Source organism: Anabaena sp. CCY 9402-a (genome assembly GCF_963920945.1).
Taxonomy (GTDB): domain Bacteria; phylum Cyanobacteriota; class Cyanobacteriia; order Cyanobacteriales; family Nostocaceae; genus Trichormus; species Trichormus minutissimus.
On the sequence record NZ_CAWUDL010000018.1, the window covers coordinates 1 to 19,029 of the forward strand.

Here is a 19,029-nt window from a genome sequence, read left to right on the forward strand (position 1 = left end):
TCTTGGAATCCCCCACTGCATTCGGTACTCCGAATCAGTGGTGGGAGGATGTCAAAAAATAGCGGTTTGCGAGTAGAAGCAGGTAAATTCGGCGCAATGATGCAAGTCAGCATCGAAAATGACGGACCAGTAACTTTGATACTGGAGAAAGAGTTCCAAACAATTAATCAGTAGTTAATACTGAGGCAAGAAGGTCAGGACAAGACAGATGTGGGCAATGTCCAGACGGTAGTTCAATGGCATCGACTCCTAAACGCTTGCGTGCAGCATAGCGTGACCATGCAGGAGATATTATTCGGTCCTTGGTACAAACAATATATTTACGCTCAACCGAAGGCAATGCTTTTAGAGGATTTATTTCATAAATATATGCCAGAGATTGTTGCGAACGATTTTTTGAGATTGCCCACTGTGCTACATCTGGTGGACAATCATGCAAGAACAAATCTATTAATACTGCTTCGTCTGAAAAATCTTTGCCTAGCGCAGTTGGTTCATACATACTAGGCTCAGAATAAAACTGTTCTAATTGGCTTGGGTCTTTTGGTTGGTAATTTAATGATTTGAGTGTATCAGAATCAAGATGATGAGAAAATTGGTCTAGTGTACTGATTCCAGGATAAGGAATCAGAGCAGCTACAAACACTAACTGACGCACTTTTACTGCTTCGGCAACCAGAGGAATGATAGTACCAGCCATTGAGTGACCAACTAGCACAATATCATCATCAGTTTTTGGCATCACTTGAATTACTGCATCCGCAAAATCGGACAAGGTAGCAGATGTATCTTCAATTGGTAAATCCATTGTTAGGGTTTTGTGGCCCTGTGATTCTAAGTAGGGAACTAGCAAATCCCAACACCATGCACCTTGGAAAGCACCGTGAACTAGACAAAATAAACTCATATCAATTTAAAAGTTGGTATTTTTAGAAGTTTTTCTTAATTTTTGTCATTTTTACACAAAGTTTAAACTTTTACCAAGCCTTTATGTATGTGCATTCCCTACGGGATACTTAGTGTGTTGTAGATAGGGATTCTCTGTATGGCTTCTTAAACAATGTTTTTACCTGAACTTTTCACGATCGTTATTTAGTAAACAATAGGCAATAGAGATTCCCTGTGTTTCCTTTGCTCCCTAATACCCACCAAATGATGAGAGAATATTAAACTAATGATCACAAAACTTTAAACTCATCATGGCGAAAATACAGTTTTCCAAGGGACTTGACGAAGACGTAATTCCAGAAGTACGTTTGACGCGATCGCGCACTGGTGACAGTGGTACAGCAACCTTTATTTTTACAAATCCTAAAATTCTAGCCCAAGGTAGCACCGATGAGATTACCGGGATGTACTTAATTGATGAAGAAGGAGAACTAATCACCCGCGAGGTTAAGGGTAAATTCATCAACGGTAAGCCGGAAGCGTTAGAAGCTATCTACTTGATGAAATCTAGCGATGAATGGGATCGCTTTATGCGTTTTATGGAGCGATACGCTGAAGACAAGGGTTTAGGATTCAGTAAAGCATAGGTAGTCATTAGTCATTAGTCATTAGTCATTGGCTATTAACTTCACACAGCCGAGAGTACGAGTCTTTTGACTTTTGACTTTTGAGCTTCGCATATTGCTACTAATGACTTTCATCATAGCGATTATGACATCACAACCTCATCCAGATGCACCAGGAATAACAGTCGCTTGTGCGGTTGTTACCGTCAGTGATACACGTACACTAGAGACAGATAAAAGCGGTCAAATTATCCAGCAGTTGCTAACTGGTGCTAACTATGCTGTGGGAGCATATGCCATCATCAAAGATGAACCAGAACAAATTCAACAACAGATAGAATTACTTGGTCAAAAAGCCAATTTAGATGCGGTGATTTTTAATGGTGGTACAGGGATCGCACCTAGAGATACTACCTATGATGCTATTGAGAAATTACTGGAAAAAACCCTACCGGGATTTGGGGAGTTGTTTAGATTTTTAAGTTATCAAGAAATTGGTTCGCGTGCGATCGCCTCCCGTACGGTTGCTGGTGTTTATCAAAATAAACTCATCTTCTCTCTACCTGGTTCTAGCAATGCTGTGCGATTGGGGATGGAAAAGCTAATATTACCAGAACTCACTCATTTAGTTAGCCAAATACGAAAATAGGGGAATGGGGTATATGACAGCTATTTATTTGGTTTAGCACAACCTTCTAAGACAGTATTACCCCTAATAAATATAGCTGAATAAGGATATGTGATATCAGACATACCATCACTACAGGATGCTACTTTTTTAATCACCAAAGTATTAGTTGCATTATTTCTATCTCTCAATCGATAAACTCTTACTAAGTCTACTGGGCGACCAGATGCTTGTAACGGCGAAACATAAGGGAAACTTTGACGGGATTCTGGCGTGGCGTAAATAATTCCTTTTTTGCTAATTGTCACACTCCAAAAAGGCTCTGTTCCACTCGCGATAAACTCTTGTGCAATTCGATTTCTATTGTTAGCTTGGGCTACTAAAAAATTACTACTATTAGCATTACTGGGGCTGCTTGCTAGTAACCCGACACTAATTCCCATTAATAATATTGGTGCAATTACCCTTTTCATATTTTCATTGCTAACGCTATAAGTAGATCCAATTCATTCACAGACAATTTCTGAATTAATAATAGATAAAATTATCTTTGGCGTTCTCCTCTGCGTGAACTTCTAGATATTATTATTCAACCACACTAAAACCTCAATAGAATAACCCCACCTTCATCCAGAAAGCGGGGCTAAAGTTTTATAGTTCTTTAAAAAGATTTAAAAAGGAGCGATCGCTAAACAAATTGTCGCTAACATAGCAGCGATGATATAAAATACACCAACTACTTGCAATTCCGACCAACCTGATAATTCTAAATGGTGATGTAGAGGGGCCATTTTAAATAGACGCTTACCCTTGCCATCGGGGCCTTTGGTGGCTTTGTAATAAGTCACCTGTGCCATCACAGACAGGGTTTCGACAAAGAATATACCACTGAGAATAAACAAGGCTACCAAGCTATTAGTTAACAACGCTACGGCTGCTAAAGCACCACCCAAAGCTAGAGAACCAGTATCTCCCATGAACACACGGGCTGGGTTGCGGTTGTGGGCTAAGAAACCTAAACAGCCACCGCTTAAGGCTGCACAGAAAACCATTAATCCAGGGGAAGTAGGAGCAACTATAGCACCTAATGCTAGCAAGGCGATCGCTACTGTTCCAGCTGCCAAACCATCAATACCGTCAGTTAAATTAGTTGCATTACTTTCTGCCACGAGGACAAAGCCAGCCAACGGCCAGAATAATAATCCTAAAGGTAAGGCAAAGCCCACCCAAGGTAATGCAATACTCGTAATATTGGCAGGTTGATTAAACATCAGCCACACACAAAAAGCTAGAGCAAAACCAATTTGCAATAACAATTTCATCCGGGGAGAGATGCCTTTATTAGACTTCCGGCGGAGAATTTGCCAATCGTCAATCCAGCCAATTAAACCATAGCTGAGAGTTAATGCGGAGACAGCAAGCACTTCTGGAGCAAAACTAGACCAAACACAAGCTACAATCACCGCCACAGGGATAAAAAAGATACCTCCCATAGTTGGTGTACCCGCCTTCTTTAAATGGGCTTGGGGGCCATCTTCGCGGATAATTTGCCCAGTTTTGAGGGCTTGCAGTAGAGGCACTACAAAGTAACCTACAACAGCTGAAATTATGGTGGACATTACCAGTGGCAGAGTCAGAGATATGCCCTGCCAAGGGGTTCTGTTTGCCAACCAATCTAGAACTACAGCTGCTATACCCAGTCCGGCGGCTAGGCCAGAAGCCAGACCAATCCCAGAAAAATTTAATCCTTGGTTTGGAGATAATTTAGCGTCCACAAAAACTTCCCTTCACTCCACACTTAATAAAACTGCTTAACTGAATACTTTTTCGGAAATCCCAGTCATTAAAGACTAATCTTCGTCTAGACTGATATCGTCGTCGTCATCATCATCAAGGTAGTCAATGCCGTCATCCCCACCGAGAAATTCTGATATTTCTTCTTCTTCATCTCGAACACTAGATTCTTGAACTTCGCGCGGTATAATCCGTCCGTTAGCTTGTAGCCAATCCAATAAAGAAGACTCTTGCTTTAGGGGGATGACAGCAGCGCGCTGATTCCGAGGTTCTTCACGTAGGGGAGAATTCAACATATCGACTTAATAGGCAAAAAAGCTTATGTAACTAGACATTAAGAAGTCTATCACTTGATACGCGATAATTTAGTTATTTCTTCAACTCTGGGATGAATAAATCCGCAAGCTAACCAAAATATTTTATTTAATAGAGATAAAGCAATTAAGCTCTGATTCTGAGTATTTTTTTCGGCTTCATACATAGGACATTAATATCAATTTAATGTGGCTTTAATCCTGATAAATTTTGAGGCAATGGGTGATGATCAAAAAAGCGGCTCTATTAGATGCGATCGCGGGTACAAATCGCGGTTTACTAGCTAGTCAACCACAAAAGCAGGTTATCTTAGCAGCGATCACCAGCTTAGAAGACTTAAATCCTACACCGCTTCCATTAGAGGCTACCAATTTACTAGAAGGCAATTGGCGTTTACTTTATACCAGTAGCAAAGCTCTCTTGAATATAGATCGCGTACCTGTATATAAACTTGGTCAAATTTATCAGTGTATTCGGGTAGAAAATACCAGCGTTTACAACATTGCCGAGATTTATGGCTTACCTTATCTAGAAGGATTAGTCAGTGTAGCCGCCAAATTTGAGCCAGTTTCAGAGCGACGCATCCAAGTAAAATTTGAGCGTTCTGTCATTGGTTTACAACGATTAATAGGATACACTTCTCCAGAGAATTTTATCCAACAAATTGTGGCTGGTAAAAAATTTACGGCGTTGGATGTACCTATCAAGAGCGATACACAACAAGGCTGGTTGGATATCACCTACCTAGACGAAAACTTGCGAATTGGCAGGGGTAACGAGGGTAGTGTGTTTGTTTTAAGTAAAACATAAGATTTTCCTCAAATATGTGTTTGCGAACGACGGTACGTTATTGTTGGTACTTTGTCAAGGAGGGTCTGATACCATACTAGGTTTGTAATTTGGGACATAAAAGCAACTAAAGGTAGAGATTGGTATATGGGGACAGGGAAGCAGGGGGAGCAGGGGGAGCAGGGGGAGCAGGGGAAGGAGAGGGGCAGAAGTTATTCAATATCAGATAAATAACTTAACAAATCCTCTAGTAACGACCTTCAAGTTGTAGAGTGAAATCAATTAGCCCTAAATAATGGCGATTGATAACTAAAAGGGAAAATAATCATGGTACAACGTGGTTCTAAAGTACGTGTTCTTCGCCCAGAATCCTACTGGTTTCAAGATGTCGGCACTGTAGCTTCCGTAGACCAAAGTGGCATCAAATACCCTGTAATTGTCCGCTTTGAGAAGGTAAATTACTCTGGCATCAACACTAACAACTTCTCTCCAGATGAACTTCTAGAGGTAGAAGCACCCAAGGCTAAAGCTAAAAAATAACTAGCCTAGCCTGAAGGGGATTTATTTAATGGGATGATGAAGCGAAGGGTAAAATATAGATACCGAGGAATAAAAATTATAATTTTTTCATTCTTCAACCTCAGACTACTCTACTAAATCAGCACCGACCTGCGGGTATTTGCGGATTATTTTTCGTAGTTGAGTTAGCAAATGTATCTATATTAGTAATTCAATTTTTGATCCCTATAAATAAATCCAATCGCTTGCTAAATCAGTTTAAATGCCTGAACTGCCTGAAGTCGAAACAGTCCGTCGGGGTCTAAATCAATTGACTCTGAATTGGCAAATCACGGGTGGAGATGTGTTGCTCAATCGCACCATCGCCCACCCTTTTTCTGTAGATGAGTTTGTAAATGCGATCGCAGGCAAAACCATCATTAATTGGCAGCGTCGCGGTAAATATCTCCTCTGTGAACTCTCTCAACCCCTCCCTGCTTCCCCTGCTTCCTCATCCTCCCCTTCTGGCGGTTGGCTAGGGGTTCATTTGCGAATGACTGGTCAGCTACTATGGGTAAAGCCCGATGAACCATTGCACAAGCACACACGGGTAAGAATATTCTTTGGAGATGAACAGGAGTTACGGTTTGTTGATCAGCGTACCTTTGGACAAATGTGGTGGGTGCAGCCGGGAGTAGCTGTAGAAAGTGTCATGACTGGGTTAGGTAAACTTGCAGCTGATCCCTTCTCGCCGGAGTTCACTGTTGAGTATTTAGCCGATAAGCTGCATAATCGCCGCCGTCCGATTAAGACTGCACTATTAGATCAGTCGGTGGTGGCTGGGTTGGGTAATATTTATGCTGATGAAGCATTATTTAAGAGTGGGATATTGCCTCAAACGCTGTGTACAGATTTAAAGTTAAAGCAAATCGAGCCTTTACGAACCGCGATTATTCAAGTGTTGGAAACCAGTATTGCTGCTGGCGGGACAACTTTTAGTAATTTCCTCAATGTCAAGGGGATCAATGGTAACTATGGCGGTGTCGCCTGGGTTTACAACCGTACAGGAGAACCCTGTAGAGTCTGCGGTGAAGTCATTCAGAGAATTAAATTAGGGGGAAGATCAAGTCATTTTTGCCCCCAATGTCAGCATTAAGGGTGTAGGGGTGTAGGGGAAGCAAAAGAAGGGAGACAAGGGAACAATTCTTACCCAGTCTCCAATCCCCTATAATCCTCTTTAAAAGGGTGTCAAAACTTTAAAGGGGAAATTATGCCGGTAAAAAAAGGAAATATGGTGCGGGCTATCCGCGAGAAACTGGAAAATAGTGTAGAGGCTAAAGCTAGTGACACTCGTTTTCCAGCATATTTGTTTGAAACTAAAGGTGAAATTGTAGATATTAAGGGTGATTACGCCTTGGTGATGTTCGGACAAGTCCCGACACCGAATATTTGGTTACGTTTGGATCAACTCGAAGCATTTGAATAGCGGCTAGTGGTCTATCACGTTAGTTTTGACGGTTCGTAGTAAGGACTTTAGTCCTTAGAAAAATCAGGACTAAAGTCCTTACTACAAACTTGATTTCGTCCATTCTACATAGGAGATTTTCTTACTTAAGCTACTGGCGATCGCAAAACTAGCTGTTACCCTGGGTGGTATAGGTTGCACTTTTTAACCGAACTATGTCTTCTCTCCTTGAGTCCTCAATTTCTTGTCGTCTACCTCGTGTCTCTATCATCGGTGCTGGTAGAGTTGGTAGTACGCTAGCCCAACGCATCGCTGAGAAAAATCTGGCAGATGTGGTTTTATTAGATATTGTTGAGGGAATGCCCCAAGGTTTAGCACTGGATTTATTAGAAGCTAGGGGTCTGGAATTACATAATCGTCAGATTATCGGGACAAATAATTATGCTGATACGGCTGGTTCGCAAATTGTGGTGATTACCGCCGGACTTCCCCGCAAACCAGGGATGAGTCGGGATGATTTGCTGAAAACTAACGCCAAAATTGTTGTTGAAGCAGCCAAGAGTGCGATCGCCTATTCTCCTAATGCTATTTTTATCGTAGTCACCAATCCCTTGGATGTGATGACTTATTTAGCTTGGGAAGCGACGGGTTTACCTCGGAATAGAATTATGGGGATGGCTGGGGTTTTAGACTCCGCACGATTTGAAACTTTTATCGCCTTGGAGTTGGGGGTTTTACCTGCCGATGTCAAAGCGATGGTTTTAGGTAGTCACGGCGATTTGATGCTTCCTTTATCTCGTCACGCCACTGTTAACGGTATCCCCATCACGGAATTATTGGATACAGACACAATTGAACGCTTGGTGGAGAGAACCCGCAATGGCGGCGCGGAAATTGTGGAATTGATGCAGACTGGCGGCGCATTTTTTGCCCCAGCTTCGGCTACTAGTGTAATGGTGGAATCAATTTTATTGAATCAGTCGCGGTTGTTACCTGTGGCGACATATCTGCAAGGTGAATATGGTTTAAAAGATGTGGTGATTGGTGTTCCTTGTCGCTTGGGTTTTGGTGGAATTGAGAGTGTTTTGGAATTGAATTTGAGTGAGAGTGAAAAAGCAGCTTTGCAGATTTCGGCTCAATCTGTACGGAAAAATATTGAGCGATCGCAAGAAATTTTAGCTGCTACAAGTTCGATTTAGAAATAGAAAAATATGGGGCGAATATAATTCTACACAAACAAAGTCCGCCTGCGCGGACTAATGAAAAATTAGGGGTTTTGTCTGTGTAGTCGCGAATTATATTCGCCAAGGAAAGTAATAAATTAGACTTTTCAAACAACCTCTAATCATCAATTTAATCAGAGGCGATAAATCACGTCTCTACAATATGAATCAATATGGTTATTCGTCGTCCTCATCGTAGCGGTCTCTGCGGGAACGGCGGACGTTGCCATCATATTCCTCTTCATCCTCGTCATCATCACGGTCTTCACGGGAGCGGCGGACATTGCCATATTCGTCCTCATCTTCATAGCGGCCTTCGCTGTCTCGTCTTCCCCTGCGTCCCCGTTCCCGATAATCTCCTTCTTCCTCACGTTCTTCGCGCCTTGAGCCACCGATAAAATCCTGAGCTTTCCGTAAAAAATCGCCTACCATAATCTCTCCCTCGCTGAAATATAGCAAGTAGGTTTTTCAAAAGTTTGTATTTACCCTTTGTTATGATGAGCCGATTTTTTTAGTCTTCCGTCCTGCTTTTGAAAGACATTGCGATCGCTCCCCAGGAATAGACTTTTATTTGGGTTATATGTGCAGAGAAATGATTAGCGATGGTGTTCCGCCCAGCGTAGCTGATCTCAGGCAATATTAGCTATTAGTTGATAGGAAAAATACACAGAAAATTTTTAATTTTACTGTAAATTACTATATTTGTTTCCGCATTTTCACGGGGCTTTTTAAGTAGTTAATAAACCTATACTAGCTTTATGTAATGGGAATAGTTTTGTGGTATCAAAAAATACAGGCTTAAAAGGTAGAGAAGCTCAAGCTAAAACTCTGACTCTCCTGGCGTTGTGGGATTTAGGCGGTACAACAGCAGAAGTTAAAAAAAGTGACATCACCAAGCGAGTAACTCGGACTAATGAAAAGGCGAAAGACTATCAGCCAGTTTTTGAGGAATTACAAGAAAATGGAGCGATCGCGATCGCTACTACAAACAGAGTAGCAAAGATTTCTCTGACTGAGACAGGCTTGCAAATTCTTGATGATGGATTAAAAAGTGGTGATTTTGAGTTTGATGGAAATCAAATTGGAGCGCGAGTTGCGAATGCGTTGGTGAAATGGATTCGTCAGATAGATAGTTTAGGGATTTCTCAGGCTACTTCAGAGAAGGAATTGAAGCAGGTTAATAAGGTGGTGATTATCGCTTCTTATGACGAGTTTAAATCAACGGTGCTGGAAGTTTACGACAGACTTAATCGCGACTACAACTTAGATGATTTAGTACCAATTTACAGGATTAGGAGAGAAATAGGTGATCAGATCAGTCGCGGAGATTTTAATGAATGGTTGTTGGAAATGCAGGAGAAAGATATTTTGCAGCTTCAAGGTGGGAGTCTACCAGACAAAGACCTAACAAAACTAGAAGATTCAGTAACTACTGTAGTCAGTGGACTACGTTGCTATGCAAAACGTTTAAATTAGTCCACCAATTTGCCTCATTTGCACTAATTTTTTGATATTTCTCATACACAATTACTTCAAATGTATGCCTAAAGATTTAGTTAATGTTATCAAAAACCATAATCCATTTCTAGGCCGAGTTGTTAGAGATCAGAATGTTTGGGGAAAAGGTTTTCCTGACGTATCATCTTTAAATGCTCATGCTTCTGATGCTGTCTATGAGGCAATTGAGAAAGTTAGTAGTGGAGACAGAAAAGTAGTTGGCATTACAATTACAGCAGAAAGAGGTCTAGGAAAAAGTCATGTTATCAGCCGAATTCGTCATTGGTTACAGGCTGATGGTACTGCTTTATTTGTTTATATGAGTCAGTGCAGTAATCTAAACCGTATTAAAGCTGAATTTTTAACTACTCTAGCTAATAGTCTTAAACAAGTAGGTAGTCAAAGTGTGAGTCAATGGCAACATCTAGCAACAGCTTTAATTAATGAAGCTTTCAATAAAAACTATAAACCTCAACAGCTAATAAATCAATTTCCTGGGATTTTAGCAAAAAATCCTAAAGTTGTTGAAGTTTTAAGAGATAAGGTGCTACGTATTAAGCCTGATGTAGAAAATCCTGATATTCTTACAGCAATTTTATGGACACTATTTCCTGATCCAGCTTATGAAGTATTTGCTATTAGATGGTTAGCAGGTCATAGCTTACCACAGGCTAAAGCGGATGCAATGAGTTTAGTCAATGTCGATACAGATGATAAAGAGGCTGAATCTTTTAATACAGTGCGGCAAATCCTCAATTTAATTGGTGATTACAAACCAATAGTAGTTTGTTTTGATGAAATGGAAACTGATCACTGTAATGAAATAGGCTATACCGGAAGGCAAGTAACTGCTATTTTTGCAAAAGATTTATGCGACAAAATTAAGAGGGGTGTTTTGTTGACTTCTATCTATCCTGAACATTGGATTAATGAAGTTAAAAGATTACCAAATGCCGAGTCAGTTGTAGATAGAATTGGAGAACAAGTTATTGAGTTAAAGTATCCCAACTCAGATGATGTTATTACCTTAGTCTCTCGATGGCTTGAAGACTTTTATCAAGAGAATGGTTTAACACCTCCTCATCCACTTTACCCATTTGATGAACATAAACTAAGAGTATTAGGGAAAGAAAAACCAATCGTTAGAAAAGTCTTAAAATGGTGTGCTGACAATTTTAAAATTACTGGTAATGGAGGAGAAGACCCTGTTGAAACTGCCTATAACCAACAAATATCTGCTTTAGAATTTACCATACAAGATTACATGGAGGATAAAGCGATTATTGCCCAAGCACTAAAACTAGGATTTCTTTCCATCAAAGGAGAAATTTTAGAAAATGTAGAAATTCTAGATATAGTTGATATTAAAGTTAAGGCTGTAGATAGAGGTTATCTTGATTTTAAAATTATTGGAAAAGAGAATGGTAAAGAAACAAAAATCATCGTTGCTGTTCTTCAAGAGTCTGGAGGATTATTTGTCCAAGCGACATTGAGACGATTAATCGAGTATCAAAAATTTGATTGTACCCGTGGTTGCTTAGTTCGATCTAAGCAAATTAATAAAGGTGCTGCTAGAGCGCAACAGTATTTATCTAAACTTCTATCTCCAGAGTTAGGTGGAGAATGGGTGCTATTAAAAGCAGAAGATATCAAGCCACTTTTAGCAGTTTATTGTGTTATGAGAGGTAGAGAAAATGATGATCTAAGTGAAGAAAAAATCATGGATTTTATTTCTAAAAATCGGATAGCAATAGATAATTATATTATCCGTGAAATTTTAAGCGATCCATCAGGACAAATCCCTGAAAATGCAATTAATGAAGAAACTAAAAACATCAATTTAGAAATAACAGATATTAGTAATGCCGTAAGTATTGCTACAGATGATATATTTCACGTATCATGATTAATATTGCTTTATGTTTACCAGCACCAGAAATTGAGGTATTGTTGCAGGGGAGAATAATTGCGGTGATCGCAAATAAATTTATTACTCCAGGGAGAGAATTTGCCCTTTGTTCATCTGATGCTTCAATTAATTTATTACCAGTGGAGCAATGCTATCGCTCAAGTTTTTTACTCATTGCTCAAAGTGCATTTTCACAGCTAAATAGTCAGGGAGTTTTAATACAACCTCAGCAAATGAGCTTACTTCCAAATGAAGAACAGCTAAAACTACCTCTCTTAGCTTATGAAACAGTCTTAGTTAAAGCTTGGGCTAGGTGCGAACTGTGCCAAATTATCAATCGTCCTGAATCATTAACTGCTCTATCACAACTAACAATTTGGAAAACAGAATTTTTACAAGAAATACTGAAGCAAAAACAAAATATTTTTCTCACATATTTGCGTGTGTATCAGTTGTCTAAATCAATTGAATTATCGATAAAATCAAATAGTCAGTTTGTTACATTACCACAAACTATCAATATTCTTGAATCATCGCCAGTATTAAACGATCGCACTTTTGCACAACGCAGACAGCAACTAGAAAAATTAGAACCTCCCAAGCATCCTGAATTAGAAGAATTGCAGATTATTTTATCTCAATTTGCAATTACTAACTCAGCCGCTAAAGAATTAGATAGTGAGATTAAAAAAATTCTTGGCTGGAGTAGTGATAGCTCAGAAATTACTCTAGATTCAGACTTTGTATGGATTAATAAAATTGCTGAAATTGGAAATTCTAGTGACGGACAAACATTTGAAAAATTAGTACGTCGAGGATTAATAAAATTAGGCTTTACAGGTTCACATTTAAATCCAGATGCAACTGGCGGAGCAGGAGGGATGGACTTTTATACTGAAGCACCTTTCCCAATTGTCGGAGAGTGTAAAGCTACTAAAACAGAGAAAGTTTCTGATGGTACACCTGCACAATTACTCAAAATAGGTGTCAACCATTTAGGTAAATTCCAGTATGAGCAAGCAATTAAATTAATTGTTGCTGCTGGAGAATTAAATGATTATGCCTTAAGAACAGCTACTGAACACTATATGAATGTTATTCGCCCTGAAACACTACAAAAATTAGTTGAATTGCAAGCACAACACAAAAATTCTATCAACCTATTAGAACTAAAAGAGCATTTACAAAAAGCTCCCTTTGGATTAGCTGATGATAAAATTAATACTTATATTGATAAAGTCGAACAGAATATTCAATTGCGATCGCACATTATCCAGCTTGTTAAAAACTATCTGCAAAACTCAGGTGTAGAATCTACTGGCGTTGACGCTTTACATGGTGCATATTTTGGTTCTAAACCGCCACAACCAATTAAACCAGGAGAAATGCACGAAATCTTGATAGAACTTTCATCACCCTTAACAGGCTATTTAGGACGAATTAAAGGTAGTGATTGGAGAAGCGATCGCTTTTACTACCTCCGAGACTTACCAATCAACTAATCATAGTACAGAGTCCATTGATCCTTATCTTTGTGCCTCTGTGTCTCTGTGGTTAATTTCTAATTATATATTTATGTTTCAACTCTAAAGAATATCAGTGTTGATCTAAATTTTAGATTAAGAAAAGTAACAAGATAAAGTTTGCGATCGCACTGACTCAAACAGCATTATCTCACTGATTTTATATTAAGAAAAGTAACGAGATAAAGTGAGCGATCGCTACATTGCCACGCAGCTAATCGCCTAACTTTAGTATTTAAATTAGTGCAAGTAATTTTAACTACAAGTTTTTTAAACTACGTTCATGCGATACTTGTACCCTATGTTCTTGAATTTACAAAAAGATTTTAATTAATACTGTCGAAGAACCAAGCATATACTTATTACACTGGTATTTCAGCATACTTTTAAGGAAGTAAAGGGCAAATGATTTATGTATTACCAGATTTGGAATTTCTTTTTAAAAGATGATGAATATGTTTTCTGGAAAGAAAAAATAAAACTTAACAATATTTACAGTAATTTTACATGGGAAAAAATTCATGATTTTTTTAGATTTGTTGAGAAAAATTTCTTCCTGAAGCATCAATTAGGAGAAACACAAAACCTGGCTCAATTTATTAACGTAGTAACCGAGAATGGTTACAATTTAACCGCAGAACAACTTGCTTGGTTTCTCGTTACCAGAAAACAGATTTGGGAATTTTTTGATTTAGCACAAAAAACACTAGGTATAAAAGACGAATTGCTAACAGCTAAAAGTCCGCAGCAGTTCGTCAATATTGCTGCTAATTATGGTTATTACTTTACTGTAGATGAGTTAGCTTGGCTGTTAACTGAAATCAAGTCATCGCCTGAATTAGTACCCATCAATAACAGCGTGGGGGAGATTGATACTGTATCGAACTACGGCAAAATTGAAATAGGATACTGGATTTGGTTAGCCGAAGAATGGGGACTTGTCGCGCCGTTTTGTCATAAAGATCCGCCTTTAGCTTTCCTAGCCCAATACACTGACGATCCTTTTTTACCAGATCGCTGTTTTTTACCCAAGAGCTACTTTAATCAACATTTTGTTAGTCAAAGCAAATAGTAACTGCCCTTACTCTATTCTGTAATTTATCAAATAGCCTAAGTTGATAGGCATCATTAAACATAGAATAAAATCCCACTTTGTAGAGAGTGATTCATTGCTTAAAGCCAGGACTATCAGGACTAAAGTCCTTACTACAAACTTTAAATTATGTACTTCTATCTACTTAATTTCTATGTTGTATAGCAATTCTAAATCCTTCGTGAACGTCAAGAACCCCGGTTTCTCTGAGAAACCGGGGTTCTTTTCACATAGCAGTAGATTGATCAGGTAAGAGAAACTTTTAAACTGCTGGGTTGTGCAGGATTTCCCTGGAATACTACACCGCGTTGATTGGCTTCCAAGTGACGCAGAATTTTGTAAATAGCTTCAACATCATCAGCAACACCAGCCTTCTCAGCAATTTGTTCCAAAGAGAGGGGTGTTTTTTCTGTTTGCAGTAATCCTACTACTTTGGCTTGCAGATCCAAAATAGCCGCAGCCGCTTTTTTACCAGCTTCTACCCCTGGTTGGTGGTAAGCGTTAACATTGACCAAGCTAGCATACAAACCAACAGCCCGTTCATATAAAGCAACTAGTGCGCCTACAGTCCGGGGATTAACTTGGGGAATAGAAACTGTAATTGAATCGCGCTGATTTTCGTAAAGGGCTTGGCGAGTTCCTTGCAGAAAACCAGAGAGATAATCACCGGAAGTCACACCCGGATCTATTTCGGGAGATGCGCCGTTACGGTCTTCTAAAACTTCAATTAAAGTAGCAAAGAAATTGGGTACACCTTCACGCAACTGCTGCACGTAAGCGTGTTGGTCGGTTGAACCCTTATTACCATAAACGGCAATACCTTGATAAACAGTATTGCCGTCTAAGTCTTTTTCTTTACCCAAGGATTCCATGACTAGCTGTTGCAAATAACGACTGAACAACAGCAGACTATCCTTGTAGGGTAAGACAACCATGTCTTTTTCACCCTTACCATTACCAGCAAAATACCAAGACAACGCTAGCAACGCCGCCGGGTTATTTTTCACATCAGGAACGCGGGTAGCGTCATCCATTTCTTTTGCACCCTCTAGCATGGCGCGGACATCAATACCTTGCAATGCGGCGGGAACTAACCCGACAGTAGACATTTCTGAGGTACGTCCGCCCACCCAATCATACATAGGGAATCTTGCCAGCCAGCCTTCCGCTTTAGCTAATTTGTCTAGATTGCTATCAGCACTAGTAATGGCTACTGCATATTGAGCAAAGTCTAAATTTTGTCCAGCGTAGGCTCTTTTGACTTCAATCATGCCATTGCGGGGTTCTGGTGTCCCTCCAGACTTGGAGATAACTAGTACCAACGTGCTAGCAAGATGATTTCTGAGTTGAGTGAGAACCCGATCAATGCCCGCAGGATCAGTATTGTCGATAAAATGAATTTTTAGGGGTGGAAATTCTGGGGCGAGGGCTTCAGCAACAAATTGGGGGCCGAGAGCAGAACCACCAATCCCAATGGAAATAATATCTGTGAAGCGGTTGGCTTTGGGTGGATGAACAGCACCTGTATGAACTTTCTCCGCAAAGGATTCCAGTTGTTCTAAACTTTGAACAATTTCTTGTGTAAGTTCTGGAGTGGGTGCTAAATCTGGATTTCGCAACCAGTAGTGTCCAACCATGCGGTTTTCGTCAGGATTAGCGATCGCTCCCTTCTCTAATTCCGCCATATCCGCAAACGCTTTGTCAAACTTCGGCAGCAACGACTTCACGAAGGCATCATTAAAACGCATCCGACTAACATCTAGATACAGTCCTAATCCCTCGTGGAAATATAACCAATCTTGGTATCGTTGCCAAAGTGCCTTCGCATCCATAGGGAAATCTCTAGTAAAGTGTCCTTTACAATCAAGTGTAATGTAACGGTAGACGCATCCCTGCTTTGCCTTATACAGTTTTAAGTGTTGAGAAACTCTTGACCCTAAACATCTGGCATAGGTATGACCCGAAGAAATTTGACAATATCTCCCCTAATCTCTATGCCAACCAAATAATCATCTATAGTAAATCGATGAAAAATTCCTTCATCATCAAGTTGCCGTAGTTCTGCCAGAGAATGCAAAGTCCGCTTTTCGGCAAACTCAAAAAACACAAAATCATATACTCGCTGATAGGCAGCAGGTTCTAAATTCTTCAGGTCTACTAAAAAAGACCTGGCATAGCGCATTTCCAAATTCACTACGTTCACCTTTTTGGGGACTAGAGATTGGGGACTGGGGATTAGGGACTGGGAAGAGGTAGAAGTTTTTTAAATTTTAAATTTTGAATTTTGAATTGATTTGTCCCAATCCTAGACAAACATCAACATCCTGACGGCTTCATCATGAGTTAAGATGTCCCACGGTTGCTGCGATCGCTTGACTTGTTGTATTGCATTTAGCATATAAAAGTCACAATGCAGCGCGTGAGTACAATTCCAAATGCTGTCAAGTTCTTCGTCCCCTAACTGCTCAATTAAGTGATGGATTCTAATTCTTAGCAAGTTCATCTATCGTTTACATAAACCAGAACACAAAGGTATTGTTCCCATAAATCTCTAATGGTTAACGGCAATATTAGGGGACAGGGGACAGGTGACAGGTGACAGGTGACAGGTGATAGTTTATCCGTAGGTAGATTAATTTTGAATTTTGCGAAAAGTTCTATAGGCAGGTTTCCCGCCTACAGAACTTTTCAAGACGAATTTTGAATTTTGAATTCGGAGCGCAGCGACGTGACCAATGATTGAATATATTATTTTTCTCGCAATTTCTACAGCAACCTTTGCCCTGTTTAGTTTAGGACTCAATTTACAATGGGGTTTTACAGGGTTAATTAACTTTGGTCATATCGCTTTTATGACCTTGGGTGCTTACACCACAGTGTTATTAAGTCTTAAAGGTGTGCCTTTATTGATATCAGCTCTGATTGGGGCAGTTGTGGCAGCTTTATTAGGTTTACTTATAGGTTTAGCAACTCTGCGCCTGCGCGAAGATTATTTGGCGATTGTCACAATTGGCACAGGAGAATTGATTCGCTTAGTAGTCAATAACCAAGAGTTACCTGTAGGTGATGCCTGGGTATCTGGGGCTTTTGGTGTGCAGAGTTATCCCATACCTCTATCGACACCGCCGAATTTGTTCTTTCGCTTGGGGATGATTGGTGTACTGACGCTACTGTTTGCGATTACTGTTTTTTCGTTGTGGCGGTGGATTCGGACTGCTCAAAAACCACAAATTACTGATTCAGGTTACAGAGTCGGTAATAAGCAAGAATTTACTTCACGGTTGGTGGTGGGAAGCATCTTAGGCTTATTGGCAGGCGCGATTTATATTTCTGGGGTAATCACACTCTATAACTACATTCCCAAAGCGGGGTTAATGTTGTCATCGCTGGTGGTGTTGGCCTTTGTATTCTGGCGGTTGGAATATTTAGTGCGATCGCCTTGGGGTAGAATTCTCAAAGCTATCCGTGAAGATGAAGAAATACCCAAAGCAATGGGTAAAAATGTCTTTTGGTACAAGTTACAATCCTTAATGTTAGGTGGTGCGATCGCAGGTGTCGCTGGTGCTTTCTTCGCTTGGCAAATCAGCGCGATTTATCCTGATAATTTCCAGCCACAACTGACTTTTGACTCGTGGATTATGGTCATTCTCGGCGGTTCTGGTAACAATATCGGCACAATCTTAGGCGCAGTCATTTACTTTGCCTACGATGCCATTACGCGGGAAGTCTTACCCCAAATTATTCCCCTTGATGCCGCACGTTTAGGTGCATTCCGCATCATGGTAATTGGTTTTATTTTGATGGTGCTAATGATTTGGCGGCCTCAAGGTATCTTAGGGAAAAAGGAGGAACTCACCCTTGGTAAATAACCAATCATCCCCACTTCCCTTATTAGCAGCTACTGGACTTTGCAAAAGCTTTGGCGGTATCAAAGCTGTCAGCGAAGCCCAAATAGAAGTTGCTAAAGGCAGCATCACCGGCTTGATTGGCCCCAATGGTGCTGGTAAAACTACTTTATTTAACTTACTCTCAAACTTCATTCATCCAGATAAAGGACGTGTGATTTTTGACGGCGAACCCATCCAAAACCTGCAATCCCACCAAATCGCCCAGCAGGGATTAGTACGGACTTTTCAGGTAGCCCGTACACTCTCCCGGTTGTCAGTGTTAGAAAATATGCTGCTAGCAGCCCAAAAACAAACAGGCGAGAATTTTTGGCAGGTGCAGTTACAACCCCAGGTAGTCGCCAACGAAGAGAAGCAATTAAAAGAAAGAGCAATGTTAGTTTTGGAATCCGTGGGTTTAGCTCAAAAAGCCTACGAATATGCTGGTGGTTTGTCTGGTGGACAACGCAAGCTGCTAGAAATGGGTAGAGCGTTGATGACTGATCCCAAATTGATTTTGTTAGACGAACCAGCAGCAGGAGTTAACCCTAGATTAATTGATGATATATGCGATCGCATTCTCAATTGGAATCGTCGAGATGGCATGACCTTTCTAATTATTGAACACAATATGGATGTAATTATGTCCTTGTGCGATCGCGTTTGGGTGCTAGCCGAAGGCAGAAATTTAGCTGATGGTACACCCGCAGAAATTCAAAACAATGCCCAAGTGTTGGAAGCCTATTTAGGGCAATGAGGCAGGGAGTAGGGGGCAGGGAGCAGGGGAGCAGAGGAGCAGAGGAGCAGAGGAGAACACTAATAATTGATTGGTCTTGACTGAGAACTCACCACTCACCACTCACTACTCAGCACTCACCACTCAGCACTCAGCACTCA

Annotated in this window: 22 protein-coding genes; 14 read left to right on the forward strand and 8 right to left on the reverse strand. The window is 40.3% G+C overall.

The features are described from left to right. On the forward strand, positions 1-174 hold a 174-nt coding region (locus tag ACM0OR_RS08635; protein WP_414575968.1), incomplete at its 5' end, for a D-aminoacyl-tRNA deacylase. Here ACM0OR_RS08635 and ACM0OR_RS08640 read toward each other — a convergent pair. Further along, a complete protein-coding gene (locus tag ACM0OR_RS08640) occupies positions 164-907 on the reverse strand; it encodes an alpha/beta hydrolase (RefSeq protein ID WP_323264966.1) in 744 nt (247 codons plus the stop codon). The two genes, ACM0OR_RS08635 and ACM0OR_RS08640, sit on opposite strands and share 11 nt — an antisense overlap. A gap of 292 nt (positions 908-1,199) precedes the next feature. On the opposite strand from ACM0OR_RS08640, the gene psb28 reads away from it, so the two are divergent. Together psb28 and ACM0OR_RS08650 are read left to right on the forward strand one after the other, a co-directional pair. Next, positions 1,200-1,535 (forward strand): photosystem II reaction center protein Psb28, encoded by a 336-nt coding sequence (gene psb28, locus ACM0OR_RS08645; RefSeq protein WP_190697346.1) that lies wholly within the window; start codon positions 1,200-1,202, stop codon positions 1,533-1,535. Positions 1,536-1,659: 124 nt separating this feature from the next. Continuing rightward, positions 1,660-2,163: a MogA/MoaB family molybdenum cofactor biosynthesis protein gene (locus ACM0OR_RS08650; protein ID WP_414575897.1), complete on the forward strand. Its 504-nt coding sequence runs from the start codon at positions 1,660-1,662 to the stop codon at positions 2,161-2,163. Between the two features lie 20 nt (positions 2,164-2,183). Here the strand turns inward: ACM0OR_RS08650 and ACM0OR_RS08655 are convergent, their stop codons facing one another. The 3 genes from ACM0OR_RS08655 to ACM0OR_RS08665 form a co-directional block, all read right to left on the reverse strand. Further along, positions 2,184-2,615, reverse strand: a complete 432-nt coding sequence (locus ACM0OR_RS08655) for a COG3650 family protein (RefSeq protein WP_414575898.1) — start codon at positions 2,613-2,615, stop codon at positions 2,184-2,186. A gap of 198 nt (positions 2,616-2,813) precedes the next feature. Then, complete coding sequence (mraY, locus tag ACM0OR_RS08660; RefSeq protein ID WP_414575899.1) at positions 2,814-3,917, reverse strand: phospho-N-acetylmuramoyl-pentapeptide-transferase; 1,104 nt, start codon at positions 3,915-3,917, stop codon at positions 2,814-2,816. 75 nt (positions 3,918-3,992) lie between these two features. Continuing rightward, positions 3,993-4,232, reverse strand: a complete 240-nt coding sequence (locus ACM0OR_RS08665; RefSeq protein ID WP_414575900.1) for a DUF3134 domain-containing protein — start codon at positions 4,230-4,232, stop codon at positions 3,993-3,995. A 244-nt stretch (positions 4,233-4,476) separates the two neighbouring features. On the opposite strand from ACM0OR_RS08665, the gene ACM0OR_RS08670 reads away from it, so the two are divergent. From ACM0OR_RS08670 to mdh, 5 genes are all read left to right on the forward strand, one after another. Next, complete coding sequence (locus ACM0OR_RS08670) at positions 4,477-5,061, forward strand: PAP/fibrillin family protein (RefSeq protein WP_414575901.1); 585 nt, start codon at positions 4,477-4,479, stop codon at positions 5,059-5,061. A 306-nt stretch (positions 5,062-5,367) separates the two neighbouring features. Next, the gene (locus ACM0OR_RS08675) at positions 5,368-5,580 is read left to right on the forward strand and encodes a photosystem I reaction center subunit IV (RefSeq protein ID WP_190697365.1); all 213 of its coding nucleotides are present in this window, start codon (positions 5,368-5,370) and stop codon (positions 5,578-5,580) included. 241 nt (positions 5,581-5,821) lie between these two features. Continuing rightward, the gene (locus ACM0OR_RS08680; protein WP_414575902.1) at positions 5,822-6,694 is read left to right on the forward strand and encodes a DNA-formamidopyrimidine glycosylase; all 873 of its coding nucleotides are present in this window, start codon (positions 5,822-5,824) and stop codon (positions 6,692-6,694) included. Positions 6,695-6,808: 114 nt separating this feature from the next. After that, the gene (locus ACM0OR_RS08685; protein ID WP_190697373.1) at positions 6,809-7,024 is read left to right on the forward strand and encodes an NAD(P)H-quinone oxidoreductase subunit O; all 216 of its coding nucleotides are present in this window, start codon (positions 6,809-6,811) and stop codon (positions 7,022-7,024) included. A gap of 194 nt (positions 7,025-7,218) precedes the next feature. Next, the gene (gene mdh, locus ACM0OR_RS08690; protein WP_414575903.1) at positions 7,219-8,202 is read left to right on the forward strand and encodes a malate dehydrogenase; all 984 of its coding nucleotides are present in this window, start codon (positions 7,219-7,221) and stop codon (positions 8,200-8,202) included. 201 nt (positions 8,203-8,403) lie between these two features. Here mdh and ACM0OR_RS08695 read toward each other — a convergent pair whose 3' ends face one another. Then, a complete protein-coding gene (locus tag ACM0OR_RS08695) occupies positions 8,404-8,685 on the reverse strand; it encodes a hypothetical protein (protein WP_414575904.1) in 282 nt (93 codons plus the stop codon). 318 nt (positions 8,686-9,003) lie between these two features. Between ACM0OR_RS08695 and ACM0OR_RS08700 the strand changes: the two genes are divergently transcribed. From ACM0OR_RS08700 to ACM0OR_RS08715, 4 genes are all read left to right on the forward strand, one after another. Further along, positions 9,004-9,702, forward strand: a complete 699-nt coding sequence (locus tag ACM0OR_RS08700) for a hypothetical protein (protein ID WP_414575905.1) — start codon at positions 9,004-9,006, stop codon at positions 9,700-9,702. Between the two features lie 64 nt (positions 9,703-9,766). Further along, complete coding sequence (locus tag ACM0OR_RS08705; protein WP_414575906.1) at positions 9,767-11,629, forward strand: P-loop NTPase fold protein; 1,863 nt, start codon at positions 9,767-9,769, stop codon at positions 11,627-11,629. Then, the gene (locus tag ACM0OR_RS08710; protein WP_414575907.1) at positions 11,626-13,134 is read left to right on the forward strand and encodes a DUF1802 family protein; all 1,509 of its coding nucleotides are present in this window, start codon (positions 11,626-11,628) and stop codon (positions 13,132-13,134) included. Before ACM0OR_RS08705 ends, ACM0OR_RS08710 begins: the two co-directional genes overlap by 4 nt. 433 nt (positions 13,135-13,567) lie before the next feature. After that, complete coding sequence (locus ACM0OR_RS08715; protein ID WP_414575908.1) at positions 13,568-14,227, forward strand: Nif11-like leader peptide family natural product precursor; 660 nt, start codon at positions 13,568-13,570, stop codon at positions 14,225-14,227. Between the two features lie 266 nt (positions 14,228-14,493). Here ACM0OR_RS08715 and ACM0OR_RS08720 read toward each other — a convergent pair whose 3' ends face one another. From ACM0OR_RS08720 to ACM0OR_RS08730, 3 genes are all read right to left on the reverse strand, one after another. Then, entirely contained in the window at positions 14,494-16,080 is a 1,587-nt protein-coding gene (locus tag ACM0OR_RS08720; RefSeq protein ID WP_414575909.1) for a glucose-6-phosphate isomerase, read from the reverse strand. A gap of 104 nt (positions 16,081-16,184) precedes the next feature. Further along, a complete protein-coding gene (locus ACM0OR_RS08725; RefSeq protein ID WP_190701904.1) occupies positions 16,185-16,442 on the reverse strand; it encodes a cytotoxic translational repressor of toxin-antitoxin stability system in 258 nt (85 codons plus the stop codon). Between the two features lie 111 nt (positions 16,443-16,553). Then, complete coding sequence (locus ACM0OR_RS08730) at positions 16,554-16,751, reverse strand: hypothetical protein (RefSeq protein WP_323269203.1); 198 nt, start codon at positions 16,749-16,751, stop codon at positions 16,554-16,556. Between the two features lie 232 nt (positions 16,752-16,983). On the opposite strand from ACM0OR_RS08730, the gene ACM0OR_RS08735 reads away from it, so the two are divergent. After that, positions 16,984-18,117: a branched-chain amino acid ABC transporter permease gene (locus tag ACM0OR_RS08735; RefSeq protein ID WP_414575910.1), complete on the forward strand. Its 1,134-nt coding sequence runs from the start codon at positions 16,984-16,986 to the stop codon at positions 18,115-18,117. Beyond that, the gene (locus ACM0OR_RS08740; protein ID WP_414575911.1) at positions 18,107-18,889 is read left to right on the forward strand and encodes an ABC transporter ATP-binding protein; all 783 of its coding nucleotides are present in this window, start codon (positions 18,107-18,109) and stop codon (positions 18,887-18,889) included. Before ACM0OR_RS08735 ends, ACM0OR_RS08740 begins: the two co-directional genes overlap by 11 nt. Positions 18,890-19,029: the final 140 nt, after the last annotated feature.